Origin of the sequence: Streptomyces turgidiscabies Car8 (genome assembly GCF_000331005.1) — a bacterium.
GTDB classification, from domain to species: domain Bacteria; phylum Actinomycetota; class Actinomycetes; order Streptomycetales; family Streptomycetaceae; genus Streptomyces; species Streptomyces turgidiscabies.
In genome coordinates, this window is sequence record NZ_AEJB01000482.1 from 1 (window position 1) to 3,438 (window position 3,438).

The window sequence follows — 3,438 nt, forward strand, 5'->3', positions numbered from 1 at the left end:
TCCGGTGTCCCGGCGAAGTCCCCGGCGACAGCGCGTACGCCCGTCCCCGCGCCGTGTCAGTCCGGGGCGGGCCGGTCGTTCCGGTCGCCGGCCCGCAGCAGGGCGGCGCCCGGGGGAGTCAGGGTGTGCAGGACAGCCGGGCCGTGGCGGTGGCTCACAAGGAGGCCGGCGTCGCGCAGGACGGTGGTGTGGCGGGTGGCGGAAGCCGCCGAGACCCCTGCGGCGCGGGCGAGTTCGCCGGTCGTGGCGCCGGTCGCCGTCGCCTGGAGGATGACGGCGCGGGTCGTGCCGAGCAGCGCGGAGAGCGGGGCCCGGGGCTGTTGGGCGCCACTCTCCCCGGTGCCGCTCTCCCCGGTGCGGGGGGCCGCGTGCCGCAGCGGGTAGGCGAGCACGGGCGGGAGACCGGAGTCGGCCAGCGACACCGGGCCGCCCCAGCAGAAGTACGAGGGGACGAGCGTCAGGCTGCGCCCCTGCAAGTGGAGATCGCGGTCCTCGGGATAGTCGACCTCCAGCGTCGGGCGCCGCCAGCGCATGTACGGCCCCAGCCCGGCCAGGAGCCCGTCCGTACCGCCGTCCAGGACGGCTCGGGCGCGCACGGAGCGGTCGGCGTCGATGTGCGCCTGAATCTGGTCGCTGTGCGGACGGATCGCGACGTCATAGTAATTCCGCACTGTCCGGACGAATTCCCTGCGCGGAGTGATGTCGGTCAATTGCCGGGCCCAGTCCGGAGCACCGTTCACGCGGTCCAGAATGTTCAGTTCTTGCAGCATGCGCTTGCGGGGGACGGCGAGGATCGCTTCCAGTCCCGCGTCCAGCCCCTCGGACGCTTCACCGGGGGTGAGGAAATCCGGGAAATAGGTGCCTGTCGGATAAAGGGGAAGCAGCACGTTGCGGACGGTGGGCGCCAGGCCCTTGCCGTGCAGCGCCTCGCGGGCGCTCCGATGCCAACCGGCGTACGCCCACAGGCCTTTGCGCTTCTGGAAACGGAGCAGGCTGAAGAAGATTTCCCAGAGCGGATCCGGCCTGGCCGCCACCCGGACGCGCGCGAGATCGGCGTCCGTGAAGTGGATTCGGAGCATTCAGGTCCCCTCGCTGACCACGGCTTTTACGCTCAGGCGGAAAAGTATGTCGATGCCGCGAGGAGGCTGACAAGGTCATATCGGAAGCCGTTCACGGATCGTCCGAAAACAGATCCGTGGGACCAACGACCCTCTGGGGGAAACGAATGCGACCGAGCATTTTGTCCAGGTCACTCATCAGCGCCGTCACCGTCGCCGCGATCGCCGGCGGAACCCTGCTGGGCACGGGCGTCGGGTTCGCGACCGCCGCGCCGGCCACCCAGGCCTCGGCGAGCAGCCAGTCCGCGAGCATCCTCGCGACGCAGAACTTCGGTCTCAGCAGCGCGCGGGCCAAGAAGGTCCAGGGCTGGCTGGCGACGTACTGGAACTACACCGACGGCATCGACGGTCAGCTCGGCACCAACAGCTGGAAGGCCTTCCAGCGCTGCCTGAAGGAGTACTACTCCTACACCGGCGCGATCGACGGAGACCCCGGCGTCAACACGATCAAGGCGCTGCAGCGCCTGCTGCGCAGCTACGGCTACACGGGCGACATCGACGGGGACGCGGGCGACGGGACCCGCGCCGCGTTCGCAAGGTTCGCCGACGCGCACTGAGCGCATTCCGGCCGAGCGGCGTGTCCCCGCCGTACGGGGTACGCCGCTCGGCCGGCCGGGCTTTCCGGGGGGAGACGGCCCGCGCACCGGCAGACAGGCCGTCCACCCTGGCGCACATGCCGTGACGCCAGGGTGGACGGTCTCCCACTCAGCGACGCGACGCCAGAACCGGAACCCGGCCCTTGCCCGCCCCAGCGCCCGATGCCGCCCCCTGGGTCGCCCCCTGTGTCGTCCCGCGCGCCCCGACCTGCCCCACCACCGTCGCCCCGAACGCCAGAGCCATGCCCGCCAGTTGGACCGAGGTCAGCGCCTGGCCCAGGGCCGCCCAGCCGACGAACGCGGCGGTGAGCGGGGACAACGGGCCGAGGAAGGTGACCTGGGTCGCGGTGAGGCGGCCTATGCCGCGGAACCAGAGCCAGTACGCCACCGCCGTGTTCGCGAGGGCCAGGTAGAGGTACCCGGCGGCGGCCCGGCCGTCCAGCGCGGGCGGAGCACCCTCGACGAGCACGGCGAGGGGCACGATGAGCAGGCCGCCGGCGGTGAGTTGCCAGCCGGTGAGGGCGAGCGGGCCCACGCCGTCCGGGCGGCCCCAGCGCTTGGTCAGTACGGTGCCCGTCGACATCGACGCGGTCGAGGCGAGGGCGGCCAGCACACCCACGGTGTCCAGCGCCCCCGCCGCCTTCAGGACGACCAGACTGACGCCGAGCGCCGCCGCGATCCCGGTGAGCAGGGTGCGTACGGTCGGACGCTCGCCCAGGAGCAGCACCGCGAGCCCGGCGACGAACAGCGGGCCGACCGACCCGACGACCGCCGCCATGCCGCCCGGCAGCCGGTACGCGGACAGGAACAGCAGCGGGAAGAACGCGCCGATGTTGAGCGCGCCCAGCACCGCCGCCTTCCACCACCAGGCCCCGCGCGGCAGCACCCGGGTCAGGGCGAGCAGCACGAGACCGGCGGGCAGGGCGCGCAGCAGGGCGGTGAAGAGGGGCCGGTCCGGCGGGAGGAACTCAGTGGTGACCGCGTACGTGGTGCCCCAGGAGATGGGCGCCAGGGCGGTGAGGGCGATGGTGGGGACGAGGGCGGAGCGGCTGGCGGGCATGAGCGCACCCTTCGGAGTAGGTCAGCATTAAGTAGCTTAGCGCTAAGCAACTTTCCGTCAAGCTACTTTCTCGCGAGTGACCCTCCGGCTCCTGTTCGGCGATACTCGGCCCATGAGTGGAAGTGCACAGCCGCCGCAGCGCAGGGACCCCGTCGACGCGATCGTCGACCAGTGGGCGGCGGTGCGGCCCGACCTCGACACCACCGCCATGGAGGTGTTCGGCCGCGTCTACCGGCTCGCGCGCGCCATGGGCGACCGGACGGAGAAGGCGTACGCGCGGTTCGGGATCGCGCGGGGCGAGTTCGACGTGCTCGCGACCCTGCGCCGGGCGGGCGAGCCGTACACGCTCTCGCCGCGTCAGCTGTCGTCGACGCTGATGCTCACCACCGGCGGGATGACCGGCCGCCTCGACAAGCTGGAGCGGGCCGGGCTGGTACGCCGCTCCCCCGACCCCCATGACCGGCGCGGCCTCCAGGTCGCCCTGACGGAGGAGGGGCTGACCCTCGTGGACGAGGCCGTCGGCGCCGGTCTCGCCGAGCAGACGGAGGCCCTGGCCGCCTTCGACGCCGAGAAGGCCGGGCAACTGGCCGGTCTGCTGCGGGAACTGCTGGCGGCGACGGACGGGCCGCGACAGCCGTAGGACCCGGCCGGGAACACACCGAGG

4 protein-coding genes are annotated in these 3,438 nt (G+C 72.2%); 2 read left to right on the forward strand and 2 right to left on the reverse strand.

Features of this window, described 5'->3' with window-relative positions; genetic code table 11:
* Positions 1 to 56: 56 nt before the first annotated feature.
* Positions 57 to 1,079 carry an ArsR/SmtB family transcription factor gene (locus STRTUCAR8_RS34860; RefSeq protein WP_006380941.1) on the reverse strand — a complete coding sequence of 341 codons (1,023 nt, stop codon included), beginning with the start codon at positions 1,077 to 1,079 and terminating at the stop codon, positions 57 to 59.
* Between the two features lie 146 nt (positions 1,080 to 1,225).
* Here STRTUCAR8_RS34860 and STRTUCAR8_RS34865 point away from each other — a divergent pair, with 146 nt between their 5' ends.
* Positions 1,226 to 1,675: a peptidoglycan-binding protein gene (locus STRTUCAR8_RS34865; protein ID WP_006380943.1), complete on the forward strand. Its 450-nt coding sequence runs from the start codon at positions 1,226 to 1,228 to the stop codon at positions 1,673 to 1,675.
* A gap of 148 nt (positions 1,676 to 1,823) precedes the next feature.
* On the opposite strand, the gene STRTUCAR8_RS34870 is transcribed toward STRTUCAR8_RS34865, so the two are convergent.
* Positions 1,824 to 2,774, reverse strand: a complete 951-nt coding sequence (locus STRTUCAR8_RS34870; protein ID WP_006380944.1) for an EamA family transporter — start codon at positions 2,772 to 2,774, stop codon at positions 1,824 to 1,826.
* Between the two features lie 112 nt (positions 2,775 to 2,886).
* Between STRTUCAR8_RS34870 and STRTUCAR8_RS34875 the strand changes: the two genes are divergently transcribed.
* Positions 2,887 to 3,414, forward strand: coding sequence for a MarR family winged helix-turn-helix transcriptional regulator (locus tag STRTUCAR8_RS34875; RefSeq protein ID WP_044473423.1), 528 nt, complete (start codon positions 2,887 to 2,889; stop codon positions 3,412 to 3,414).
* The last annotated feature ends 24 nt before the right edge of the window (positions 3,415 to 3,438 follow it).

Coding starts and splice junctions, on each gene's coding strand:
- STRTUCAR8_RS34875 (WP_044473423.1), top strand. CDS start 2,887: ATGAGTGGAAGTGCACAGCCGCCGCAGCGCAGGGACCCCGTCGACGCG.
- STRTUCAR8_RS34860 (WP_006380941.1), bottom strand. CDS start 1,079: ATGCTCCGAATCCACTTCACGGACGCCGATCTCGCGCGCGTCCGGGTG.
- STRTUCAR8_RS34865 (WP_006380943.1), top strand. CDS start 1,226: ATGCGACCGAGCATTTTGTCCAGGTCACTCATCAGCGCCGTCACCGTC.
- STRTUCAR8_RS34870 (WP_006380944.1), bottom strand. CDS start 2,774: ATGCCCGCCAGCCGCTCCGCCCTCGTCCCCACCATCGCCCTCACCGCC.